This window comes from Enterovirga rhinocerotis, assembly GCF_004363955.1.
Taxonomy (GTDB): Bacteria; Pseudomonadota; Alphaproteobacteria; order Rhizobiales; family Beijerinckiaceae; genus Enterovirga; species Enterovirga rhinocerotis.
Genome location: NZ_SNZR01000011.1, coordinates 288,744 through 311,595 on the forward strand (window position 1 = coordinate 288,744; position 22,852 = coordinate 311,595).

The 22,852-nt window shown below is 68.0% G+C and carries 23 protein-coding genes; 14 read left to right on the top strand and 9 right to left on the bottom strand.

Annotation, left to right across the window (positions count from 1 at the left end; genetic code table 11):
* The first annotated feature begins 112 nt into the window (after window positions 1-112).
* The 8 genes from EV668_RS01950 to flaF all read left to right on the top strand — a co-directional run bounded on the left by EV668_RS01950 (window position 113) and on the right by flaF (window position 6,240).
* Window positions 113-1,258: a flagellar basal body P-ring protein FlgI gene (locus EV668_RS01950; RefSeq protein WP_133768170.1), complete on the top strand. Its 1,146-nt coding sequence runs from the start codon at window positions 113-115 to the stop codon at window positions 1,256-1,258.
* On the top strand, window positions 1,258-1,590 hold the full coding sequence (locus EV668_RS01955; protein WP_133768171.1) for a rod-binding protein: 333 nt from the start codon (window positions 1,258-1,260) through the stop codon (window positions 1,588-1,590). Before EV668_RS01950 ends, EV668_RS01955 begins: the two co-directional genes overlap by 1 nt.
* 2 nt (window positions 1,591-1,592) lie before the next feature.
* Window positions 1,593-2,057, top strand: coding sequence for a hypothetical protein (locus EV668_RS01960; protein ID WP_133768172.1), 465 nt, complete (start codon window positions 1,593-1,595; stop codon window positions 2,055-2,057).
* A gap of 117 nt (window positions 2,058-2,174) precedes the next feature.
* Window positions 2,175-2,525 (top strand): hypothetical protein, encoded by a 351-nt coding sequence (locus tag EV668_RS01965; protein ID WP_133768173.1) that lies wholly within the window; start codon window positions 2,175-2,177, stop codon window positions 2,523-2,525.
* 174 nt (window positions 2,526-2,699) lie between these two features.
* Entirely contained in the window at window positions 2,700-4,013 is a 1,314-nt protein-coding gene (locus EV668_RS01970; protein ID WP_133768174.1) for a flagellin N-terminal helical domain-containing protein, read from the top strand.
* 173 nt (window positions 4,014-4,186) lie between these two features.
* The gene (locus EV668_RS01975) at window positions 4,187-5,458 is read left to right on the top strand and encodes a flagellin N-terminal helical domain-containing protein (protein ID WP_133768175.1); all 1,272 of its coding nucleotides are present in this window, start codon (window positions 4,187-4,189) and stop codon (window positions 5,456-5,458) included.
* A 10-nt stretch (window positions 5,459-5,468) separates the two neighbouring features.
* Window positions 5,469-5,909 carry a flagellar biosynthesis repressor FlbT gene (flbT, locus tag EV668_RS01980; protein WP_133768176.1) on the top strand — a complete coding sequence of 147 codons (441 nt, stop codon included), beginning with the start codon at window positions 5,469-5,471 and terminating at the stop codon, window positions 5,907-5,909.
* Window positions 5,845-6,240: a flagellar biosynthesis regulator FlaF gene (gene flaF / locus EV668_RS01985; RefSeq protein WP_133768177.1), complete on the top strand. Its 396-nt coding sequence runs from the start codon at window positions 5,845-5,847 to the stop codon at window positions 6,238-6,240. Before flbT ends, flaF begins: the two co-directional genes overlap by 65 nt.
* A gap of 57 nt (window positions 6,241-6,297) precedes the next feature.
* Here flaF and EV668_RS01990 read toward each other — a convergent pair whose 3' ends face one another.
* Together EV668_RS01990 and EV668_RS01995 are read right to left on the bottom strand one after the other, a co-directional pair.
* Window positions 6,298-7,587, bottom strand: a complete 1,290-nt coding sequence (locus tag EV668_RS01990) for an OmpA family protein (protein ID WP_166652309.1) — start codon at window positions 7,585-7,587, stop codon at window positions 6,298-6,300.
* A gap of 136 nt (window positions 7,588-7,723) precedes the next feature.
* Window positions 7,724-8,761 (bottom strand): NAD(P)H-dependent flavin oxidoreductase, encoded by a 1,038-nt coding sequence (locus EV668_RS01995; RefSeq protein ID WP_245513025.1) that lies wholly within the window; start codon window positions 8,759-8,761, stop codon window positions 7,724-7,726.
* A gap of 38 nt (window positions 8,762-8,799) precedes the next feature.
* Between EV668_RS01995 and EV668_RS02000 the strand changes: the two genes are divergently transcribed.
* Window positions 8,800-9,063 carry a type II toxin-antitoxin system ParD family antitoxin gene (locus tag EV668_RS02000; protein ID WP_133768179.1) on the top strand — a complete coding sequence of 88 codons (264 nt, stop codon included), beginning with the start codon at window positions 8,800-8,802 and terminating at the stop codon, window positions 9,061-9,063.
* Window positions 9,064-9,072: 9 nt separating this feature from the next.
* Complete coding sequence (locus EV668_RS25715) at window positions 9,073-9,432, top strand: type II toxin-antitoxin system RelE/ParE family toxin (protein WP_133768180.1); 360 nt, start codon at window positions 9,073-9,075, stop codon at window positions 9,430-9,432.
* Here the strand turns inward: EV668_RS25715 and EV668_RS02010 are convergent.
* The 7 genes from EV668_RS02010 to pimA all read right to left on the bottom strand — a co-directional run bounded on the left by EV668_RS02010 (window position 9,419) and on the right by pimA (window position 17,638).
* Window positions 9,419-10,183 (bottom strand): SDR family NAD(P)-dependent oxidoreductase, encoded by a 765-nt coding sequence (locus EV668_RS02010; RefSeq protein WP_133768181.1) that lies wholly within the window; start codon window positions 10,181-10,183, stop codon window positions 9,419-9,421. The two genes, EV668_RS25715 and EV668_RS02010, sit on opposite strands and share 14 nt — an antisense overlap.
* Before the next feature lie 228 nt (window positions 10,184-10,411).
* Window positions 10,412-11,494: a phosphotransferase gene (locus EV668_RS02015; protein WP_133768182.1), complete on the bottom strand. Its 1,083-nt coding sequence runs from the start codon at window positions 11,492-11,494 to the stop codon at window positions 10,412-10,414.
* Window positions 11,495-11,678: 184 nt separating this feature from the next.
* Entirely contained in the window at window positions 11,679-12,908 is a 1,230-nt protein-coding gene (locus EV668_RS02020) for an acyl-CoA dehydrogenase family protein (RefSeq protein WP_133768183.1), read from the bottom strand.
* 172 nt (window positions 12,909-13,080) lie between these two features.
* Window positions 13,081-14,223, bottom strand: a complete 1,143-nt coding sequence (locus EV668_RS02025; RefSeq protein ID WP_133768184.1) for an acyl-CoA dehydrogenase family protein — start codon at window positions 14,221-14,223, stop codon at window positions 13,081-13,083.
* 58 nt (window positions 14,224-14,281) lie between these two features.
* Window positions 14,282-14,566, bottom strand: coding sequence for a GIY-YIG nuclease family protein (locus tag EV668_RS02030; protein WP_133768185.1), 285 nt, complete (start codon window positions 14,564-14,566; stop codon window positions 14,282-14,284).
* A gap of 69 nt (window positions 14,567-14,635) precedes the next feature.
* Entirely contained in the window at window positions 14,636-15,847 is a 1,212-nt protein-coding gene (gene pimC, locus EV668_RS02035; protein ID WP_133768186.1) for a pimeloyl-CoA dehydrogenase large subunit, read from the bottom strand.
* Between the two features lie 105 nt (window positions 15,848-15,952).
* Window positions 15,953-17,638 carry a dicarboxylate--CoA ligase PimA gene (gene pimA / locus EV668_RS02040; protein WP_133768187.1) on the bottom strand — a complete coding sequence of 562 codons (1,686 nt, stop codon included), beginning with the start codon at window positions 17,636-17,638 and terminating at the stop codon, window positions 15,953-15,955.
* A 216-nt stretch (window positions 17,639-17,854) separates the two neighbouring features.
* Between pimA and EV668_RS02045 the strand changes: the two genes are divergently transcribed.
* From EV668_RS02045 to EV668_RS02060, 4 genes are all read left to right on the top strand, one after another.
* On the top strand, window positions 17,855-19,057 hold the full coding sequence (locus EV668_RS02045; RefSeq protein WP_133768188.1) for an acetyl-CoA C-acyltransferase: 1,203 nt from the start codon (window positions 17,855-17,857) through the stop codon (window positions 19,055-19,057).
* 147 nt (window positions 19,058-19,204) lie between these two features.
* Window positions 19,205-20,362 (top strand): mandelate racemase/muconate lactonizing enzyme family protein, encoded by a 1,158-nt coding sequence (locus EV668_RS02050; protein WP_133768189.1) that lies wholly within the window; start codon window positions 19,205-19,207, stop codon window positions 20,360-20,362.
* Window positions 20,359-21,447 (top strand): mandelate racemase/muconate lactonizing enzyme family protein, encoded by a 1,089-nt coding sequence (locus EV668_RS02055; RefSeq protein ID WP_133768190.1) that lies wholly within the window; start codon window positions 20,359-20,361, stop codon window positions 21,445-21,447. The genes EV668_RS02050 and EV668_RS02055 overlap by 4 nt, the downstream gene beginning before the upstream one ends.
* A gap of 202 nt (window positions 21,448-21,649) precedes the next feature.
* On the top strand, window positions 21,650-22,843 hold the full coding sequence (locus EV668_RS02060; protein ID WP_245512774.1) for an ABC transporter substrate-binding protein: 1,194 nt from the start codon (window positions 21,650-21,652) through the stop codon (window positions 22,841-22,843).
* The last annotated feature ends 9 nt before the right edge of the window (window positions 22,844-22,852 follow it).

A 22,852-nucleotide genomic window follows, 5' to 3' on the forward strand; every position in this document is an offset into this window, starting at 1 on the left:
GGCCGGGCTGCGAAAACGACCGGACGGTGATCGTTAATGCTTTCATAAGATCAACGAAAACAATGATTTATGGTGGCTCTCGCATGGCACGGGCTTGGCGAGTGGGAAGGCGATGTTCACGCGCCTTCGCCCTCGCCGCCGGATCGCCGCCACGCTGCTGGCTTTTGCCTGGGCGCTCGCCTGGACCCTCGGAGCGGCTGTGCCGGCCGCCGCTCTGTCCCGGGTGAAGGACCTCGCCCAGGTGGAGGGCGTGCGAACCAACAACCTCGTCGGCTACGGCCTGGTCGTCGGCCTCAACGGCACGGGCGACACGCTCAACAACGCGCCCTTCACCAAGCAATCCCTCCAGGCCATGCTGGAGCGGCTCGGCGTCAACACGCGCGGCGCGACCATGCGGACGGCGAATGTCGCGGCGGTCATGGTGACGGCGAGCCTGCCGGCCTTCCAGACCCAGGGCACGCGTCTCGACGTCACGGTCTCGGCGCTCGGCGATGCGAAGTCGCTCCAGGGCGGCACGCTGTTGGTCACGCCCCTGCTGGGGGCGGATGGCGAGGTCTATGCCGTCGGGCAGGGTTCCGTCGCCATCGCCGGATTCCAGGCCGAGGGCGAGGCGGCCAAGATCACGCGGGGCGTGCCCACCGTCGGGCGGATCGCGAGCGGCGCCCTGATCGAGCGCGAGATCGAGTTCAAGCTGAACGCCCAGCGGGCGCTGCGTCTGTCGCTGCGCAACCCGGACCTCACGACCGCGAAGCGCATCGCCTCCTCGATCAACGACTATCTCGGCCAGGATTCGGCAGAGCCCGTCGACCCCTCGACCGTCAACCTCACCATCCCGCCGAAATTCCGGGGCAACATGGTGCAGCTCCTGACCGAGATCGAGCAGCTCCGCGTCGAGCCCGACCAGACCGCGCGCATCGTCATCGACGAGCGCTCGGGCATCATCGTGATGGGCCGCGACGTGCGGGTGTCGCAGGTCGCCGTGGCGCAGGGCAATCTCACCGTCACGATCAGCGAGGCGCCCGAGGTGAGCCAGCCGGACGTGCCCTTCACGCGCGGCACCACGGCCGTCGTGCCGCGCACGCGCGTGAAGGTCGATACGGGCGACGCGAACAAGCTCGCCATCGTGCGGGAAGGCGTGACCCTGCGCGAGCTGGTCGACGGGCTCAACGCCCTCGGCATCGGCCCGCGCGACATGATTTCCATTCTCCAGGCCATCAAGGCCGCAGGCGCCCTCCAGGCCGATATCGAGGTGATGTGATGGTGGCTCCCCTTGCCATGATCGGGCTTTCGATCGCAGGCGACGTCGCGAGCGGCATCGCGACCGATCTCGTCAAATCGGTCGCCTCCGCGGGCCAGAAGGACAAGATCAAGAAGACAGCCCAGGATTTCGAGACGATGTTCCTCGAACAGGCGCTCGAGCGCCTGACCGAGAATGCCGGCGATGCGGGCCCCCTCGGCGGCGGCCATGACGGGGGCGGCGTCTACCGCTCCATGCTGGTCAAGGAATATGCCGGCGAGATCGTGAAATCCGGCGGCGTCGGGATCGCGGATTCCGTCTACCGCCAGATGCTCAAGCTCCAGGAGGGCTGACGATGCAGCCGCAACTGGGCCGCGAGCGTCCGTCCATCGGCGGACCGGAAGAGGCCGAACGCGTTCTTGCCGCCTTTGCCGGCACGATCGCCGAGCTCGAATCGGTGCTCGACGCGGAGACCGAGGACCTGTCGTCCGGGCGCATCCGATCGGCGCTGTCGCGGGAGGAGCGCAAGAGCGACCTCGCCGCCGGTTATCTGCGCGGGCTCGAACTCGTGCGGGCCAATGCGGTCGCGCTGGCCCGGTTCGCGCCGGAGGCCGCCGGGCGGCTGAGGCACGCCCATCGCGGCTTTAGGGCGGCCCTCGAGCGGAACCAGGCCGTGATCGCGACGGCGCGGGCCGTCTCCGAGGGGCTCGTGAAAGGTGTCGCGGACGAGATGGCGAGGCAGAGCCGCCCGGCAGGCTACGGGGTCTCGACGCCGCAGCCGGCGACCGGCTCGCCGCTCGTCTATTCGCGGCGATTCTGACTCGAAACGAGCCAATGCCGTTCCCGGCTCGTTAACCCCGTCTTTATACCTGTGATTCACGCGCTGCGTGCATAACGACCGACGATGCGGCAGGAGGCTGCAGCGTTGGAGGTGCCGGTGGATATCGGGCCCGTCGTCAGGATCCCCGTCCTGCCGGGGACGGGGGAGGTCCCGCGGATCGAGGCGGCGAAGCTCATCCGCCCCGAACTGCCCGCGATCGCCGTCGCCGAGCCGCCGCCATCCCCCCATGCCGAGCCGGATCCTCGGCGCGCGCCGCCATCCGACGCCATCGAGCGCCGCGTCTCGACCGATCTCGCGACCGGCCACGTGATCGTGCAAGCCTTCGACCTGCGCTCGGGCGCCCCCGCGGGCCAGGTGCCGGTGGAGGTGCTGCTTCGCCTTCGGGCCTATGAGCGCGGGCTGCCCGACATCGCCTGCGAAGGATTGCAGGCGGACGAACTGGCCTGACGGCGGTCCGGCCTCTCAAGCCTTTCTTCACCATGATCCGGCGTCGCGGCGGCTGCTCCGCGCGGGGCCGCGGCACTTTTACCGGTTCTTACGGATTGGCGCGGGATCGTGCCGACACATCCGGCCAGAATGGCTTGGGTGGCCAGAAGGCAGTCGACCAGAAAGGGTCACATCATGGCTATCTCTCTCTCCGCTGGCGTGCGCCAGTCGCTGCAGTCCCTCAACTCCACCGCTGCTCTCGCCCAGACGTCGCAGAACCGCCTCGCCACCGGCAAGAAGGTCAACTCGGCGATCGACAACCCGACCAACTTCTTCACCGCGGCGGGCCTCAACAACCGGGCGGACGCCTTCTCCGGCCTCCTGGACGGCATTTCCAACTCCATCCAGACCATCAAGGCTGCCTCGAACGGCATCGACGGCATCACCAAGCTGGTGAAGTCGCTGCAATCGACGATCAAGCAGGCCCAGTCCGACGCGGCCACCAACAACCCCGTCATCAACTCGACGACCGCGCCTCTGGCGACCGGCGCCGAAGTCACGGCGACCAACAAGAGCCTCCAGGACATCGCGCTCGACAAGGCCATCTTCGGCGCCGACGCGACCGCGGATGCGGCGACCGCCACGACGGCCGGCGATGTCGGCATCGACACCTCGACCAACACCAGCGTCGCGGTCTCGGTGAGCGCGGGCAACACGACCTTCCAGGCGAGCCTGTCGGCCGGCGCGACGGTCCGTGACCTCGTCAACACGATCAACAGCTCCGGCCTCGCTTCCGCCTCGGTGGATTCGAACGGCAAGCTGACGATCAAGGGCTCGGGTTCGGACACGCTGAAGGTCGGTATCGGCTCGGGTGCGACGGATGCCGCCGCCAAGACGGATGCCGCCGCCGGCACGCTCAACACCAAGCTCGGTCTCGTGGCGACGGACGCCTCCGCCGGCATCGCGGCGACCGGCAATTCGTCGGTGCGCGCCAACCTCGTGCAGCAGTTCAACGACGTCCGCACGCAGCTCGATCAGCTCGCCAAGGATTCGGGCTTCAACGGCACGAACCTCCTCGGCGGCGACAAGCTGAAGGTGGTGTTCAACGAGAAGACCGGTTCGAACCAGAGCAAGCTCGACGTTCAGGGCTCGACGGTTTCCTCGGCCAACCTCGGCATCGTCGAGGCCTCGAACGGCGCGGTGGCCGGGAACGTCAACTTCCAGAACGACTCGTCCCTGGCGGCGGCGTCGGACTCGCTGACCAACGCCCTGTCCTCGCTGTCCTCGCTCTCCTCGACCCTCGGCGCCAGCCTCTCGGTCGTGCAGACCCGTCAGGACTTCTCGAAGTCCCTGATCGACACGCTGAAGATCGGTGCCGACAACCTCGTCAACGCCGACACCAACGAAGAGGGCGCCAACCTCCTGGCCCTGCAGACCCGCCAGCAGCTGTCCCAGACGGCTCTGTCGATGTCCGCCCAGGCCGATCAGGCGGTCCTGCGCCTCTTCTGATCCGGGCGCGGATCGGTCGGTCGATCCGAAGGGCGGCTGGGGCTCACCCCGGCCGCCCTTCATATTTTCTTCACCCGTGCGGCCCGCGTTAACCACGCATTAGGGTTAGCAAATCATCTTCGCCCCATTCCGGAAGGAGTCCGCGCTCGACTCGCGCGCCAGGGGCCCAGACGATGAGCAATATCGTTCTCTCGAACGGGGTGCGGCAGAACCTGCTCTCGCTCCAGGACACCACCCGACTCGCCGAGAAGACGCAGCTTCGTCTCGCCACCGGCAAGAAGGTGAACACGGCGCTCGACGATCCGGTGAACTATTTCACCTCGGCGACGCTCAGCAATCGGGCCAACCTGCTGTCGGGGCTCCTCGACGGAATCTCGAACGGCATCCAGACGATCCAGGCCGCCTCCTCCGGCATCGACGCCATCACGAAGCTCGTGCAGTCGGCCCAGGCGACCATCCGCCAGGCGCTCAACGAGGCCGCCCAGAACCGTCCGAGCCGCATCGGTGCGACCTCGCTCGGGTCCGAAGGCGTCAGCATCAACCAGACCCCGCAGGACGTCGCGCTCAACAAGAAGCTCGAAGGGGCCCTGGCTCCGGCGACGACCACATCGTCCGGCGCCCTAGGCATCGCGGCCAATTCCTACGTCACCGTCCAGGCGGGAAACACGACCTACCAGTTCCAGACGAACGCGAACATGACGGTTCGCGATCTCGTCTCCGAGATCAACAAGTCGGGCATCGCGACGGCGAGCGTCGACTCGACCGGCAAGTTCTCGGTCACGGGGACGGGATCGAACGCGCTCAGCTTCCGGGTCGAATCCGCCATCGGAACGAATGACGGGACCGACAATCTCGGCTTCGCCGCGGCCGACGTGACGGCGCTCGGCACCGGCGTCAGCGCCACGGCGAATTCCGCCATCCGCACCGGGCTGATCGACCAGTTCAACAATCTGCGCACGCAGATGGGCAAGCTCGCTCAGGACACGGGCTATAACGGCACGAACCTGCTCGGCGGGAACATGCTGAAGATCGTCTTCAACGAGAAGACGGGGGCGGCCCGCAACACGATCGACATCCAAGGCTTCACGATCACGGCCGATTCCCTCGGGATCCAGTCCGCCGCCAACGCGACCGTCGTCGGCTCGACCAACTTCCAGAACGACATCGACCTCGCCAACGCGGACGAGGCGCTGACGACCGCGCTGAACACGCTGCGCTCGATGGCGTCGACGCTGGGCTCGAACCTCGCCGTGGTGCAGTCCCGTCAGGACTTCACCAAGAGCATGATGACGACCCTGAAATCGGGAGCCGACAACCTCGTCCTCGCCGATTCGAACGAGGAAGGCGCAAACCTTCTCGCCCTGCAGACCCGCCAGCAATTGTCCCAGACGGCGCTATCCCTCGCGGCGCAGGCGGACCAGTCCGTCCTCAAGCTCTTCGGCTGAGGGCGGCGACATGGCCCTCAAGGTCGAACTCAAGCCGAACGAGCGGATCATCATCGGCACCGCCGTCATCACGAACGGCGACGCGCGGATCCGCTTCTACATCGAGGGCGACGCCCCCATCCTGCGGGAGAAGGACATCCTGACGCCCGCCACGGCCGATACGCCGGCGAAGAACATCTATCTCGCGCTGCAGTTGATGTATCTCAACCCCGACGTCGTGGGCCATCAGGATCTCTACTTCAAGATGGTCACGGATTTTCTCGGCGCGGCGCCGAGCGCGCTGTCCCTGGTCAACGACGTTAACGAACTGGTTCTCGAAGGCGAGTATTACAAAGCCCTCCGGGCTGCGCGTGCGCTTGTCGCCTACGAGGGGGAGTTGTTGTCTCATGCAGAACGCGGCAGCGAGCTACGCGCGTACGGCCCAGATCACGCAGTCGCCAAGAGAGCTTGAAGCCAGCCTGCTGCTCAAAGCCGCCTATCGGCTCCAGGTCGTCGGCGACGAATGGCATACAGCCGATCAGGCTCTGGTGCCCGCCCTGACCTATAACCGCCGCATCTGGACGATCCTCTCGACCTCGGCGACCGAACCGACCAATCCGCTGCCCGACGGCATCAAGGTCGCGATCGCGAGCCTCGCCGGCTTCATCTTCCAGCGCACCATCTCCGTCATGGCAGAGCCGGCCCCGGAGAAGCTCGCGGCTCTCATCCGCATCAACCGCGACATCGCGGCCGGCCTGCGCGGCTCGGCCGCGGCGCCCGCCCTCGCGGCTGCGGCGGGCTGAGCCGGCGGCTCCGCTGCTGGCGGCGAAAGAGGCCGCTCGCACGAGCCTCGAGCGGCGTTAACGCGCCTCCTCCCGGATGATCTCGACCCGCCTGTTCTGGGCTCGTCCGGCCTGCGTCTCGTTCGAGGCGACGGGTCGTCCGAAACCGATCCCGGTCGCGCTCAGCCGCTGGATGTCGACGCCCTTCCCCGACAGATAGGAGCGGACGGCCGCGGCCCGACGCGTCGAGAGATCCATGTTGAAGGCTTCGGAACCGACATTGTCGGTGTGGCCTTCGAGTAGGATGCGCCACTCGCTCCGGAGGCGCAGCAAGTCGGCGACCTGATCCAGAAATCGATGCGAAATCGGCTGGATCGTCGCGGAGTTGAAGTCGAAATTGATCCCGTCGAGCCGTGCGCGGCCGGCGGATTGCAGGGTCCTTTCGAGCTGTGAGCCGGCCGCCGCGGTTTTCCAGCCCTTGATGCCCGGGCAGTCGCCGATGTCGTTCGATCGCTTGGTCGCGCTCCAGAAGGCGTCGTAGCCATAATCGGGATTGGACTCGGTTGAGCGGCTGAGCGCGAAGAGCGACGTGTTGCCGGGGGCGAAGGCGAAGAGCGCCAGGGAGCGCTTCGCGACCCGGCCATCGTCCTCGTGCTCGATCATCTCGCCCTTGAGCAGGCGCCCCTCCACGCCGGCCGCGATCAGGCCGGAGCGGTAGTCGAAGCAGCCGACGACGCGCGTACCCTCCTGCTTCAGGCGGACGCGGCCCCAGCCGCTCGCACCCTCATAGGTTCCGCTGACGTCCTGGATGCCGGCGTCGGCGGTCAGCTGGCGGCCATAGCCGCGGAAGCCGGTCATGCCGTAGTTCTCGGCGCCGTGGTTGCTGAGAAAGGTCAGCCTGACCCAGCGGCCAACCGGCTTCCTCTCCAGCTCGAACCGCTGATCGTTCGTGTCGGCAGCCAGTTCCACGTCGAGGACGGGCGCGAAGCCGCTCCCCGGCGAGGCGTCCGAGACCTCCACCGTCAGCCGTTTGACCGACTTCTCCGGAATGCCCATGCCGGCACTGTCGAAGACGATGGTCGACAGCTCGGTCTTCTCCGGCAGTTCGAGCACATAGGTCGCGGGCTTGCCCCCGTCCGCCCGCGTCTCGCTGGACGGCGTTTCGTCGATCAGGGCGTAAGGCGTGTAGGCCATGTCCGCATAATCGGCATCCGCCGGCTTTTGCACGAAGCGGGCTCCGGCCGAGAACGCGAAGAGATCCTCCGGGGGAGGAGGGGCGCTGCCCTCCGGCGCGGATTGGGCTGCGGCTCGGGGAGCGGAGAACGCGATCGCGCCCAGGACGAGGACGGCGAGAAGAGTGCGGTTCATTCGGCTGGCTCGGTCTGCGATCGGGGGCAGGTTGGCCGTCTGCCATCGCGGCCCGGCCGATGGCAGATGTCTCCGGCGTCGCGCCGCCGGAGAATGCGTCCGCCCCCGGCCTCGGGGGGACGGGCTCGCGGCGCGTTCACGCTGCGCTGGCCGCGTCGCCATCCGAGGCGGGGCGAAGCGCGATGCGTCGCTCCGCCCGGACGGCCTCGCCATATTCCCGCGCGAGCCGGCCGACGAGGTCGGCGGCGGGCGTGACGGCCTTGACGGCGCCGATGCCCTGGCCGGCCCCCCAGATGTCCTTCCACGCCTTCTGATCGCGCGTCTTCTCGCGATTGGCGAAATCCATCGTGACGGCTTCGAGTTCGCCGAGCTTCGAGGGGTCGATGCCCGCGGCGGCGATGGAAGGGGCGAGGTAGTTGCCGTCCACCCCCGTGAAGACGTTCGAATAGACGATGTCCGATGCCTGGCTGTCGACGATCATCTGCTTGTAGCGCTCGGGGGCGTTGGCCTCCTCGGTCGCGATGAAGGGCGAGCCGATATAGGCGAAATCGGCGCCCATCAGTTCGGCTGCCCGGACGGCGCGGCCCGTCGAGATGGCGCCCGACAGCGCGATCGGGCCGTCGAACCATTCGCGCGTCTCGGCGATCAAGGCGAAGGGGGAGATCGTGCCCGCATGGCCGCCGGCTCCCGCGGCGACTGCGATCAGCCCGTCGGCTCCCTTCTCGATCGCCTTGCGCGCGAAGGTCTGGTTGATGACGTCGTGCATCGTGATGCCGCCCCAGGCGTGGACGGCGTCGTTCAGCTCGACCCGCGCGCCGAGCGAGGTGATGACGATCTGGACCTTGTGCTTCTCGCAGACGGCGAGATCCTGCTCGAGGCGGCCGTTCGAGCGGTGGACGATCTGGTTGACGGCGAAGGGCGCTGCCGGCCGGTCAGGATGCTTCGCGTCATGCGCGGCGAGCTCCTCCTGAATCTCGTGCAGCCATTCGTCGAGGAGCGAGGCCGGCCGCGCGTTCAGGGCCGGGAAGGAGCCGACGATCCCCGACTTGCACTGGGCGATGACGAGTTTCGGGTTCGAGACGATGAAGAGCGGCGAGCCGATCACCGGGATGGCGAGGCGACCGTCGAGGATGCGGCGCCAAGGCGCCTGATCGCTTGGCGGAGTGTTGACAATCTTTGCCAAAGGCCTTTCCTTCCATGGAGGAGCGTTCAATGCCGACGATGAATGTCAGCCTGACTGCGGAGATGGCGGATTTCGTTCAAAGCGAGGTCCAAAGCGGACGGTATGTTTCGGCAAGCGAGCTCGTTCGCGATGGCTTGCGGATGTTGGCCTACGAGCGGGCCCAGGAGAGCGAGAAGGCTGCCCTTCTGAAGGCGGCAGTCCAGGCAGGTATCGACGACGTCGAGGCAGGACGCATTTCCGACAGGTCGGTCGACGACATCCTTCAGGAGGTTCTGGCCGAAGGCCGACGCTGAGGCCGTTCCGTGACGTGGCGTCTGTCGAAGCACGCGGAACGGGACCTGGCGGCCATCCTTCGGGAGTCGCGGGACACGTTCGGCCCGGCCCAGGCGACGCGATACGCTGCAATGATGGCGCGGGCGTTCGAGCTCGCTGCCGAGGAGCCTGAACGCCCCGGCTCCCAACCATGCCCGGACATCAGTCGTTCGACACGTTCGCTGCATGTCAGCCTGGCGTCCCGGAGGCGAAGGTCTGCGTCCCATATCGTCTATTACCGCGTGCCGGCGGCGGGCGAGAGCACGGTCCTGATCCTTCGTGTCCTGCACGAGCGGATGGAGCCGAACCTCAAGATCAGGGTGGCGATGGACGACCTCACGCGACCGTGACGCCGCCATCGGCGACGACGACCTGTCCGGTGACGAAACTGGCCGCGGGGGAGGCGAGGAAGGCGACGACCGGGGCGATCTCGTGCGGCTCGCCGATGCGGCGGAGCGGCGTCGTCGCGTTGCGGAGCGCAAGCCGCTCCTCGTCATCCCACAGCGCTTTCGCGAAATCGGTCTTCACGAGGCCCGGCGCGACGCAGTTCACGCGCACGTTCTGCGGCCCCCATTCTGCCGCGAGGCTGCGGGCGAGGGAGAAGTCGGCCGCTTTCGAGATGCCATAGGCGCCGATATTCTCGCTCGCGCGAAGGCCGGCGATCGACGAGACGATGACGATCGCGCCGCCGCCCCGCGCCGCCATCCCGGGCAGGACGAGCCGCGCGAGCCAGAGGTTCGACTTCACGTTCGAGGCCATGATCTTGTCGAAAGCCTCGTCCGGCAGCTCGCTCAACGGGCCGTAGAACGGGTTCACGGCCGCGTTGCAGACGAGGATGTCGGGAGGCCCGACCTCGGCCTCGGTGCGGGCGACGAGCGCTTCGACCTCGGGCTTGCGGCCGATATTGCAGGCGATCACCGTGGCGTCGCCGCCGGCCGCGCGGATCGCCTCGGCGACGGGCTCGCAGGCCTCGGCCTTGCGGCTCGACACCACGACCTTCGCGCCGAGCTTCGCCAGCAGCTCCGCCGTCGCGCGCCCGATGCCGCGCGAGGAGCCCGTGACGATCGCAACCTTGCCGGCGAGGGAGAAGGGATGGGTCATCTGATCGCTTCCTGCCTCTCCCCTTGCGGAAGAGGTCGAGTCGCCTGCGGAAGCAGGCGACCGGGCGGAGCCGCCCAGGGGACCCCGCCCGCGCAGCGGGACGGGGTGGGCGGCGAAGGGGAGGGGTGGGCGGCTGCCGACGGCATGTTTCCTTGGCCCCTCATCCGGTTGCGCTGACGCGCAACTCGACGTCTCCCGCAAGGGGAGAAGCGGATGTGGGGGCGGTCCTCACGACACCAGCTCCCAGCCCCGGTCCGCCAGCAGCGTCGCCCGCTCGCCGTGGGACGAGGCATCGGCGGAGGAGGCGTTGCCCTGCCTGCCCCTGGCGATCACGCCTTCGAGGATCACCGCCAGGCGGAAGAGCGAGAAGGCGAGGTGGAAGGGCGTGACGGAATCCGTGCGGCCCGTGCGCGCCTGATACATCCCGACATACGCATCCATCGTCGGGATGCCGAGCGCGGCAAGGTCCAGCCCCGCCATGCCCCGGAATGCGGCCGGAGGGTTGATGAAGGGCAGGCAATTATAGGCGAGGTCGGCGAGCGGATGGCCGAGCGTCGACAGCTCCCAGTCGAGGATGCCGATGACGCGCGGCTCCGAGGGGTGGAAGATCATGTTGTCGATGCGGAAATCGCCGTGGCAGATGGCGATCTCCTCGCTGTCCGGGATGTTGCGCGGCAGCCATTCGGCCAGCTTGTCGATGGCCGGGTTCTCGCGCGTCCGCGAATTCTGCCATTGCTTCGACCAGCGTCCGATCTGGCGCGCGAAGTAGTTGCCGGGGCGGCCGTAGGTCTCGAGCCCGATCCCCTTCCAATCGGCCTTGTGCAGCCGGGCGAGGGCATCGACCATCCCCTCGTAGATCGCGGCCCGGTTCTCGCGCGGCACCTCCGGCAGGGTCGGCGACCAGAAGATCCGGCCCTTGAGGCGCTCCATCAGGTAGAACGGCGTGCCGATGACCGACCGGTCCTCGGTGAAGAGCAGGACCTTCGGCACCGGCACGTCGGTCTGCGCCAGCGCCTCCTGCACGCGGAATTCGCGGTCGACCGCGTGGGCGGAGGGCAGAAGATCGCCCGGCGGCTGCTTGCGCAGCACGAACTCGCCCCTGTCGGTGACGAGGAGGAAGGTCGGGTTCGACTGGCCGCCCCGCATCTGGCGCAGCTCGACGAGGCGCGCGCCCAGCCGATCGCCGAGAAGCTCCTCGAGTCGCGTCGTGTCGAAGCGATGCGCCTCGCGGACCGGCACGGTCTCCGACAGGGCCTCGGGGGCGTCCTCTGCCTCGGTCGGGTGGCCGCCTTGGGGGGAGGGGAGGGTCATGCTGCCGCTCCCACCTCTCCCCTTGCGGGAGAGGTCGAGCGCCGCCGGCAGGCGGCGACCGGGTGAGGGGCGGCCGCCGCCGGGCCGGAAATGGCAGGGCGCGACCCCTCATCCGACCCCCGGGACAAGCCCGGGGGCCACCTTCTCCCGCAAGGGGAGAAGGAAGGGGCGGTGTGTGCCACCCTCAATGCCGCCCCCCGGTATTGGCGCCGGCATGCTTCTTCAGCTCCACCTTGGCCACCGTCTCGCGATGCACCTCGTCCGGGCCGTCCGCCATGCGGAGCGTGCGCGCGCGGGCATAGGCATAGGCGAGATGGAAATCCTGGCTCATGCCGCCGGCGCCGTGCACCTGGATGGCCCGGTCGATCACCTTGCAGGCGACGTTCGGGGCGACGACCTTGATCATCGCGATCTCGGCTCGGGCCGCCTTGTTGCCGACCGTGTCCATCATGTGGGCGGCATGGAGCGTCAGGAGGCGCGCCTGGTCGATCTCCATGCGGCTCTCGGCGATCAGGTGGCGCGTCACGCCCTGGTCGGCGATGGATTTGCCGAAGGGATGGCGCGTGAGCGCCCGCTGGCACATGGATTCGAGCGCCCGCTCGGCGACGCCGATCGAGCGCATGCAATGGTGGATGCGGCCCGGCCCGAGCCGCCCCTGCGCGATCTCGAAGCCGCGGCCCTCGCCGAGGAGAATGTTCGAGGCCGGCACGCGCACGTTCTCGTAGGTGATCTCGGCATGGCCGTGCGGGGCGTCGTCATAGCCGAAGACGGTGAGCGGGCGCACGATGGTGATGCCGGGCGTGTCCATCGGCACGAGGATCATCGATTGCTGCCGGTGCTTCTCGGCGGAGGGATCGGTCTTGCCCATCAGGATCGAGATCGTGCAGCGCGGATCGGGCGCGCCGGTGATCCACCATTTGCGGCCATTGATGACGTAGTCGTCGCCGTCGCGGCGGATCTCGGTCTGGATGTTGGTCGCGTCGGACGAGGCCACCGCGGGCTCGGTCATCGCGAAGCAGGAGCGGATCTCGCCCTCGAGCAGCGGCGTCAGCCATCGCGCCTTCTGCTCGTCCGTCGCGTAGCGGATCAGGGTTTCCATGTTGCCCGTGTCGGGAGCCGAGCAGTTGAAGGGCTCGGCGCCGATCGGCGAGCGCCCCATCACCTCGCAGATGATGGCGTAGTCGACGTTCGAGAGCGCGTCCGGATCGTGGTGTTTCGGCACGAACAGGTTCCAGAGCCCGGCGGCCTTCGCCTTCCGCTTCAGCTCCTCCATCACCGGCGGGATGCACCAGCGGTCGGCCTGCTTGTCGACGTAGTCGTGGTATTCGTGCTCGGCCGCATAGACATGCTCCTCCATGAAGGCGGCCACACGGTCACGCAGCTCCTCGGCGCGCGGGCTGATGGGGAAGAGCATCGTCAACCTTTCGTCATTCGGCTTTGTCGCGTGATCCCTCCCCTCAGGGGAGGGCGAGTCGGCGCCAGCCGACCGGGGTGGGGTGACGCCCCGGCCGAGGTATCCCCACCCCGGCTCGAAGCTTCGCTTCGACTCGGCCCTCCCCCGAGGGGAGGGATCCAGCGGCGCGTCCTCACGCCGCGAACAGGCTCTCGCCCGCCGCGACCTTCTCGAGATGGTGGTCGGCATCGCCGAACAGCGTCTCGATCATCGTCATGCGCTTGAAGTAATGGCCGATGGAGTATTCCATCGTCATGCCGATCCCGCCATGGAGCTGGATCGCCTGCTGGCCGACGAAACGGCCCGAGCGGCCGATCTGAACCTTGGCGGCGGAGACGGCCTGGCCGCGCGCCGCCGCGTCCTCCTCGGCGGCCATCATCGTCGCGTAGCAGGCCATCGAGCGCGCCTGCTCGATGGCAACGACCATGTCCGAGGCGCGGTGCTGGAGCACCTGGAAGCTGCCGATCGGCACGCCGAACTGCTTGCGCGTCTTGATGTACTCGACCGTGAGGTCCCGCATCCGGTCCATCACCCCGACCGCTTCCGCACAGATCGCGGCGATGCCCTCGTCGACGACCCGGGCCAGGATCGGCAGGCCCTTGCCGGGATCGCCGAGCGCGGCCTCGGCCCTCGCGCTCTCGAAGGTGATCTCGGCGGCCCGCAGACCGTCCTGCGTGGGATAGCCTCGGCGCGAGACACCGGGCGCCTTGGCGTCGACCAGGAACAGCCCGATCCCGTCCGCGTCGCGCGTGGTGCCGGCCGTGCGGGCGACGACGATCAGCGTGTCGGCCGTGTCGCCGTTGAGGACCACGCCCTTCTCGCCGTCGATGATCCAGCTCTCGCCGTCCTTGCGGGCTCTCGTCTCGACGTGATGGAGATCGTAGCGCGATCCGCGCTCGATCTGCGCCAGCGCGAGCGTGATCTCGCCGCCCGCGATGCGGGGGATCAGGTCGGCCTTCTGCTCGGCGCTCGCGGCATGGCGCAGGATGCCGCCACCGAGAATGACGGTCGGCAGATAGGGCTCGACGACGAGGCCGCGCCCGAAGGCCTCCATCACGATCATCGTCTCGACGGGCCCGCCGCCGATGCCTCCGTCCTCCTCGGCGAAGGGCACGGCGAGGAGCCCGAGTTCGGCGAAGGCCGCCCAGTTCTCGCGGCTGAAGCCGCCCTCGGCCGCCAGGAAGGCCTTGCGCCGCTCGAAATCGTAGCGGTCGGCCACGAAGCGCTCGACGCTGTCCTTGAGCAGGCGCTGTTCGTCGGTGAGATCGAAATCCATGTCTCTCCACCTGTCATTCCGGGGCGGGCCGCAGGACCGAGCCCGGAACCCATAGACGCTAGCGATTGAGCAGGAGGTACAGGTCCTGCCAGTCCGGGTTCATCTCCTCGATCAGTCGGAGTTTCCAATCCCGTCGCCACTTCTTGAGAGCTTTCTCGCGAGAGATCGCCTCGTCGATCCGTTCGTAGGCTTCGTACCAGACAAGGCGGTCCACTCCATATTTGGCCGAGAAGCCGGGAAAGACTTTGTTCTTGTGCTGCCAAATTCTCTGAGACAGGTTGCTCGTGACTCCAAGATAAAGCGTCCCGTGACGTCGGCTCGCGGTGATATAGACATGATACATTCCGCAGGCCGGCGTTTATGGGTTCCGGGCTCTTCGCTTCGCGAAGCCCCGGAATGACAAGAGATCACCTCACAACCCCAGGATCGCCTTGGCGATGATCTGGCGCTGGATCTCGTTCGAGCCGCCATAGATCGAGACCTTGCGGTAGTTGAAGTAGCCGGGCGCCATCGGCGCGGCGTAGTCGGGGCCGATCGGCGGCTCGTTCGGGAGGTCCGGAGCGTCGTCGTCCTCCTCCGGCACGTAGGGCAGGGCATAGGGGCCGACGACGTCCATCAGGAGCTCCGTCGTCATCTGCTGCAGTTCCGAGCCCTTGATCTTGAGGACGGAGGTTGCGGGATCGGGCTTGCCCTTCTCGCGGTTCCGCTCGCCGGCGACGACGCGGAGCTGGGTCATTTCGAGGGCCTTCAGCTCGATCTCGACCGCCGCCAGCTTCTCGCGGAAGCGCGGCGTCTCGATCAGCGGCACGTCGCCGACGCGTTCGAGCGAGGCGAGTTCGCGCACGCGGCGCAGGCGCTCCTTCGTCATGCCGACGCGGGCGATGTTCATGCGCTCGTTGCCGAGCAGGAACTTGGCGTAATCCCAGCCCTTGTTCTCCTGCCCTACGAGGTTGTCGACCGGCACCTTCACGTCGTCGAAGAAGACCTCGTTCACCTCGCGCCCGCCATCGATCGTCTGGATGGGGCGGAGCGTGATGCCGGGCGTCGTCATGTCGATCAGGAGGAAGGAGATGCCCTCCTGCTTCTTCGCGGCCGGGTCCGTTCGGACGAGGCAGAAGATCCAGTCGGCATATTGGCCGAGCGTGGTCCAGGTCTTCTGGCCGTTGACGATGTAATGATCGCCCTCGCGCACGGCGCGCGTCTTGAGCGAGGCGAGGTCCGAGCCCGAGCCCGGCTCGGAGAAGCCCTGGCACCACCAATCGTCGAGATTGGCGATGCGCGGCAGGAAGCGCTTCTTCTGCTCGTCCGAGCCGAAGGTGTAGATGACCGGCGCGACCATGTTCACGCCGAACGGCAGGGGCGGGGGCGCCGGATGGCTCTGCATCTCGGACAGGAAGATGTACTGCCGGACCGGATCCCAGCCCGTGCCGCCCCATTCCTCGGGCCAGTGCGGCACCGCCCAGCCCTTCCGGTTGAGGGCCCGCGTCCAATCGACAAGCTCCTGCTTCGAGAAATGCTTCCCGGCGACGATCTTCCGACGAACCTCCTCGGGCAGGTTCTCGCGGAAGAAGGCGCGGATCTCCTCGCGGAAGGCATTCTCCTCGGGGGTGAAGCGCAGGTCCATCTTATCCTCCTGATCGTCTTTGCGAGGAGGCGCAGCCGACGAAGCAACCCAGGGGCAGGCGCGCCGACCCTGGGTTGCTTCGCTGCGCTCGCAATGACGCCGATCTCACGCCGCGCCCCTCCGGGCCGCGTCGCGGGCGGCCTTCTCGCGCTCCTCGGCCCGCAGCTCGAGCTTCGACAGCTTGCCGACGGGGGTGCGGGGGAGGGCGGGGCGGGTTTCGAGGGCGGCGGGCATTTCGTGGCGGCCGATCTTGTCCCCCAGGAAGGCCTGCAACGCCTCCAGCGTCAATGGAGGCGCGCCCTCGCGCAGCTTGACGAAGGCCTTGGCGGCCTCGCCGCGATAGCCGTCCGGGATGCCGACGACGAGGCATTCCTCGACCGCGGGATGCTGGTAGATCGCCTGCTCGATCACCTGCGGATACACGTTGAACCCGCCCGAGATAATCATGTCCTTCTTCCGGTCCGTGATGAAGAAGAACCCGTCCTCGTCCATGTGGCCGATATCGCCGGCGAGGAACCAGCCGTCGACGAAGGCCGCGGCGGTCTCCTCCGGACGCTTCCAGTAGCCCTGGGTGACGTTGAGGCCGCGGATGCGCAATTCGCCGGTCTCGCCGATGCCGAGCACGCGGCGCGGATCGTCGAGGGCGCAGATGTCGATCTCGATGCCGGGAAGCGGCACGCCGATCGTGCCAGGCTTGCGCGCGCCCATGCCCATGCGGTTCGTGCCGGCGGGGGAGGTCTCGGTCATGCCCCAGCCGCCGATGAGGCGATGGCCCGTGAGACGCTCGAACCGGGTCTCGACCTCGACGGGGAGGGGGGCCCCTCCGGAGCCGGTATAGACGAGCGAGGAGAAATCGCGCGTCTCGATGCCCGGTGCCGAGGCGAGGGCGATCCACATCGTCGGCACCCCGGCGAAATGGGTGGCGCGGCCGATTTCGATGTCGTGCAGGGTCGTCTCGACGTCGAAGCGCTGGCGCAGCAGGATCTCGGCGCCGCGGTCGAGGCCCCGCAGGAGGATCGTCGTCAGCGCATAGATGTGGAAGAGCGGCAGGACGCAGATCATCCGGCATTCGTCCGCCGCATCCCCGCCCATGCCGCGGAACCACGTCTCGTACATGGAAATGGCGGCGGTGAGGTTGCCGTGGGTGAGGATGGCGCCCTTCGGCTTGCCGGTCGTGCCGCCCGTATATTGCAGGAGCGCGATGTCGTCGGGGCCGATCCGCGGCCATTCCGGCGGAGCGGACGCCTCGTCCGTCAGCGTCGACAGGCGGACGAAGCCCGGTCCTTCCTCGATCGCCGCGGCGGGCTGCGGTGCCGGGCCGAAGGCCGCGTCCTCGCCGACGATCACGAGATCGAGGTGGCCGGCATCGAGAAGGGCGCGGGCCCTGTCCGCCATGCCTCCGACATTCGTCGTCACGAGCGTGCGCGCGCCGGAATCGGCGAGCTTGTGGACGAGTTCCTGCTCGGCATCGAGGGGCGAGAGATGGACCATCCGCAGCCCCGCCTTGGCGCCGCCGAGGAAGGCGAAGGGATGATAGGGTGTGTTCGGCAGGTAGAGTGCCAGGGGCTCGCCGGGCCTCAGCCCTTGCGCGATCAGGGCGGCGGCGACGCGTTCTGCCGCATGCTCCAGTTCGGCATAGGTGATCTTGCGGCCCCGGAAGTCGAGCGCCGGGCGCGGTCCGAACCGGCGGGCGGCCTTCGCGAGCAGGTCGGGGACGGTCGAGCGCACGATCGGCGCGTCCCAGGCGAGCCCAGGCGGATAGGACGTCTCCCAGGCGAAGGGGCGCCCCATCAGAGGCCGGCCTCCCGATGCAGCGCCATCGCCGCCATGCCGCTTCCTCGTTGCTCCGGATCGCTCTGCGGCGACCCTCCCCGGCATCTCGGACTCCCGCGCGGCGCCTGTCAACCGAGCCGTTGGGCGGGGTTGATTGTCCGCCTTCGATGACGTCGGCTAGCATGGACGCGCGCCGGATCTGCAAAACGCGGCGGCCGTCATCGGGAGGGTTCCTTGCGCGAAGCCGTCATCGTCTCGACCGCCCGTACGCCGATCGGCAAGGCCTATCGCGGCGCCTTCAACGACACCCAGGCCCAGGCGCTCGGCGCCCATGCCGTCTCCCATGCGGTGGCGCGCGCGGGGATCGACCCGGCCGAGATCGGCGACGTGATCATGGGCGCCGCGCTGCAGCAGGGTTCGACCGGCTACAATGTCGGCCGGCAGGTCGCCTTGCGGGCCGGGTTGCCGGACACCGTCTCGGGCATGAGCCTCGACCGCCAATGCGCCTCGGGGCTCATGGCGATCGCGACCGCCGCCAAGGAGATCCTCCATGACGGCATCGAGATCGCCGTCGGCGGCGGGCTCGAATCGATCTCGCTCGTCCAGAACGAGCATCGCAACGGCTTCCGTGCCCAGGATCCCTGGTTCGTGGACCACGTGCCGGCCATGTACATGTCGATGCTCGAGACGGCCGAGACGGTCGCGGAGCGCTACGGCATCTCGCGCGAGCGCCAGGACGAATACGCGCTCCAGTCCCAGCGGCGAACCGCCGAGGCGCAGGCGGCGGGACGGCTCGCGGACGAGATCGTGCCGATGACGACCACCATGGCCGTGCAGGACAAGCAGACGGGCGAGGTCACGAAGCGCGAGATCACCATCGCGATGGACGAGGGCAACCGGCCCCAGACGCGGCTCGAGGATCTCCAGAAGCTCCAACCGGTCTTCAAGGACGGGATGCGCATCAAGCAGGGCGGCTTCATCACGGCCGGCAATGCCTCGCAGCTCTCGGACGGCGCCTCGGCCTCGGTGCTGATGGAGGCGAAGGAGGCCGAGCGGCGCGGCCTCGCCCCGCTCGGCGCCTATCGCGGCATGGCCGTCGCGGGGTGCGATCCGGACGAGATGGGCATCGGTCCCGTCTTCGCGGTGCCGAAGCTGCTCAAGCAGCACGGCCTGACCGTCGACGACATCGGCATCTGGGAGCTGAACGAGGCCTTCGCCGTCCAGGTCCTCTATTGCCGCGACAGGCTCGGCATCCCGGACGATCGGCTCAACGTCTCGGGCGGCGCGATCTCGATCGGCCATCCCTACGGCATGTCGGGCGCACGCATGACCGGCCATGTCCTGATCGAGGGCAAGCGCCGGGGGGCGAAGTACGGCATCGTCACGATGTGCGTCGGCGGCGGCATGGGCGCGGCCGGCCTGTTCGAGATCTACTGAAGCACGCTGCGGGACAGCCGAACCCGGTTTCCCGACGCGGGCCGCAATTCGCCGACGGCAGGTTGACGCGCGGCTCCGATCGCCGCCTTATGGTCCGGAGGAAACGCAGAACGACGCCCGAAGGGCGCGCTGGGTGGGCTTGCCGTCATGAAGATCGTCTCCGTCGAGAGCCGGATCGTCTCGCTGCCGTTCGACATGGGCGGGCCACCGGCGGCCTTCGCGGGCAAGCCCTGGACGCATCTCGACATCCTCCTCGTCCGGGTCGAGACCGACGAGGGGCTGGTCGGCTGGGGCGAGGCCTTCGGCCATGCCGGCATCCATGCGACGCGCGCGGCGCTCGATACGATCGTCGCGCCGCTGGTGATCGGCCGCTCTTCCGGCGACATCGCCGAGCTCAACCGCAGCATCCTGCACGCCGTGCACCTGCTCGGCCGGAACGGCCCCTTCGTCTACGCCTTCGCCGGCATCGAGATCGCGCTCTGGGACCTCGCCGGCAAGCGCGCGAACCTGCCTGTCGCGCGGCTGCTCGGCGGCGGCAGCCGGACCGAGATGGACGCCTATGCGAGCCTCCTCGCCTATAACGATCCGTCGCTCGTCGAGAAGAACACGAAGGCGGCCTGCAAGGCCGGCTACCGCTACATCAAGCTGCACGAGGTGACGCGCGAGACCGTGGCCGCGGGCGCGAAGGCGGCGGCCAAGGCCGGAGCGAAGCTCATGGTCGACGTGAACTGCCTCTGGAGCGTGCCCGCCGCGCTCGAGATGGCGGACGCCTTCCGCCCGCACGACCTCTTCTGGTTCGAGGAGCCGGTCTGGCCGCCGGAGGACGCGCAGGGCCTCGCTCGGGTCCGGGCGTGCGGCATCCCGATCGCGGCCGGCGAGAACACGGCCGGCCTGCACGGCTTCAAGGCGCTCGTCGAGGCGGGCGCGATCGATATCGCCCAGCCGAGCGTCACCAAGATCGGCGGCATCACCGAGATGCTGCGCGTCTTCGCCTATTGCACGGCGCACGGCGTCACCGTGACCCCGCATTGTCCGTATTTCGGGCCCGGCTTCATCGCGTCCCTGCACATCATCTCCGCCCTTGCCGAGCGGCCGCTGGTCGAGGTGCTGTGGCTCGAGATGGAGGCCAATCCCTTCGATCCCTGGGTGAAGCCGGTCGACGGCCGCGTGAAGCTGCCGCCCGGCCCCGGCCTCGGCTGCGATCCCGATCCCGCGATCGTCGAGCGCTATACCGCCGGGGAGGTGGTGCGGACGGGCGGCGCGGTGCCGATGAAGGCCCGCGGGCGCGGAAAGACGGCGCCATGAAGGTCGAGGCGGTCGAAACCCGCACGGTCGTCCTGCGGCCGGACAAGCCGATCGGATCGGCGCTCGGCCAGTTGCACGCCTTCGGCTGCATCCTCGTCACGGTGCGGGCGGGCGGGATTTCGGGCGAGAACATCATCTTCACCCTCAACAACCGGCGCACGGCCGTCCTTCGCACCATGATCGAGGAGATGGCCGACCTCGTGATCGGCCGCGACGCGGGCCATATCGCCGGCTTCTGGGCGCGCGCCTGGCGCGACATCAATTTCCTCGGCCACAAGGGCGTGCCGGTGGTCGGCATCTCCGCGCTCGACGGCGCGCTCTGGGACGTCTTCGGCAAGGCGAGCGGCCAGCCGCTCTACCGCCTCCTCGGCGGCGCCAGCGATCGCGTGCCGGCCTATCACAGCGGCGGGCTCTGGCTCGACCGGACGACCGACCAACTCTGCGCCGAGGCTCTGCGCTTCAAGGAGCAGGGTTTTGGGGCCATGAAGATGCGGCTCGGCCTGGGCTACGAGACCGATCTCGCCCGCGTCCGCGCCGTCCGCGAGGCCATCGGCCCCGACGTCAAGCTGATGGCCGATGCGAACCAGGGCATGACGGAGGCCTCCGCCATCCGGCTCGGGCGGGGGCTCGAGGAATTCGGCCTCACCTGGTTCGAGGAACCGCTGCCGGCCTGGGACCTCGACGGCCTCGCCCGTGTCGCGGCGGCGCTCGACACCCCCATCGCCAGCGGCGAGACCGATTATTCGCGCTACGCCTTCCGGCGGATGCTGGAGCTTCGCTCGGCGGATGTGCTGATGCCCGATCTCCAGCGCGTCGGCGGCGTGACGGAGTTCATGCGCGTCTCGCATATGGCCGAGGCCTTCGACATCCCGGTATCCAGCCACCTCTTTCCCGAGCAGAGCCTCGCGGTGCTGGGCGCGCTCTCGAACGCGATGTTCCTCGAATACATGCCCTGGTTCTCGGAGCTGTACCGCGAGAACCTCGAATTCGAGGGCGGCGATGCGCTCGTGCCGGAGCGGCCGGGCTTCGGCTTCACCTTCGACGAGGACCGCATCCGCCATCTCGAGCGGCAGGACGGGGCGTGATGAGAGGGCTGGACACCTCAACCTCCCCTGGAGGGGGAGGGTCGCCGGCGAAGCCGGCGGGGTGGGGTGAAACCGACCTCTCCCCGACGTCAGCGTCTCCGATGCGGCGCCTTTCGCCATCCGGTTTCGGAGGCGACATGCGGTTGTAGAACGATGTGACACCGACGGGCCATCAAGGCCTGCGGCAAGGGAGGACACAGGCATGGAGACGAATCGTCGATCCGTTGTGCTGGGCGGCGCGGGTGTCTTGGGCGCGGCCGCTCTCGGCTTCCCGAAGCCCGCCATCGCTCAGAGCGAGCCTCTCCGCGTCGGCTGGCTCGCGGCCATGACGGGGCCGAGTTCGGCCCCGGCGGTCGGGTTCAACCGCGGCGTCGTCGTCGCCGCAGAGTTGCTGAACGCCGCCGGCGGCGTGAAGGGCCGCAAGGTCGAGATCATCACCCGCGACACGCAGGGCGACCCGACCAAGGCCGTGAACGCGACCCAGGAGATGATCAGTCAGGCCAAGGTCCACGCGATCTGGGGGCCGACCAATTCGGGCGAGTCGCTGGCGGTGACGCCGATCATGGCGCGGCAGAAGATTCCGAACATCCACCCCTGCGTGGTCAACAGCCTGATCGACACGAAGAAATACCCCAACGCCTTCCGCATCTCGCCCTCGAACGTGCAGTGGGACGACGCCGTGCGCTCCTATTGCCTGAAGCAGGTCGGGGCGAAGAAGGTGGCCGTGATCGGCGACACGACGGGCTACGGCGTGTCGGCGGCCAAGGATTCCTCGGCCGGCTTCAAGAAGGACGGCGCGCAGGTCGTCTACGAGGCCAATATCGACGCGACCCAGCCCGACATGACGCCCGACCTCCTGCGCGCCCGGCAGGCCGGTGCGGAGGCGATCGTCGTCTGGAGCGTCTCGACCGGGATGGATGCGCGGCTGTTCAACACCCGCGCCCGGATGGGATGGGACGTCCCCTTCGTCGGGCATCCCTCGATGGCCTCGGGCGAGATCGCGGGTCTCCTCGAGAAGCCGGCGAATTGGGAGAAGGTCTACGCCATCGGCTACCGGAGCTGCTCCTACGACGATGCCGGCAGGCTGCCGCCGCGCAGCGATGCGTTCGTCAAGCAGCTCAAGGGCAAGGTCGAGCTCAACGACACCCTGCTCTGGTGGGTCGCGGCCGGGTTCGACGCCATCAACCTGATCGCCAAGGCAGTCGCCGAGACGGGATCCTCCAGCCGGGAGGACATCATCAAGTACTGGAACACGGTGTCGAAATATCCGGGCGTGTATGGGGAATACACCTATACGCCCGAGAACCACGACGGCTATCCGCCGGGCGACGTCGTCATGTCGGCCGCCAATAGCGGCAAGGACGGCACCTTCAAGCTCGCGCCCGGATATTCCTGAGCCGAAACC